Source organism: Polaromonas sp. P1_E3 (assembly GCF_056405935.1).
In genome coordinates, this window is sequence record NZ_JBFUBD010000867.1 from 1 (window position 1) to 512 (window position 512).

Annotated in this window: 1 protein-coding gene; it reads left to right on the top strand. The window is 59.8% G+C overall.

Features of this window, described 5'->3' with window-relative positions; all coding sequences use genetic code 11:
* Window positions 1-27 precede the first annotated feature (27 nt).
* The coding region (locus AC1D0Z_RS24035; protein ID WP_477660609.1) for a carboxylesterase family protein at window positions 28-512 on the top strand (485 nt) is incomplete at its 3' end.

The window sequence follows — 512 nt, forward strand, 5'->3', positions numbered from 1 at the left end:
GGCTGAATCTTGCCGAGTGACGTCTCGATGGCGGATGGATTGCTGGTTTCACCGGGTGAAGGTCATCGACCGACGGTTCAGGTGCGTCTGCATCACGGAGGCTTTCTCGAAGGGGCTCTGGAAAACGGCATCGCTGTATACCGGGGAATTCGATATGCACAGCCCCCGTTCGGCAACCTGCGCTTTCATCCGCCGGAACCCGTTCCCGCGTGGGTTGGTGTGGTGCCGGCCTTTGAGTTTGCACCGGCCTCGCCGCAGGCACCGCGCGATGCCGATGCCTTGATGTTCGGAGGTGAGGACTGCCTTGCTTTGAATATCTGGGCGCCTGCAGATGTGGGTCCTGGATGCCCCGTCATGGTGTGGATTCCCGGTGGCGCATACATGCGAGGAGACGCTGCCGATCCCGTTTACGACGGAGCTGCTTTTGCGAGAAAAGGTATCGTTTTTGTATCGATGAATTACCGTGTGGGCATCGATGGGTTCATGGCGATACCGGGCGCACCGGCCAACCG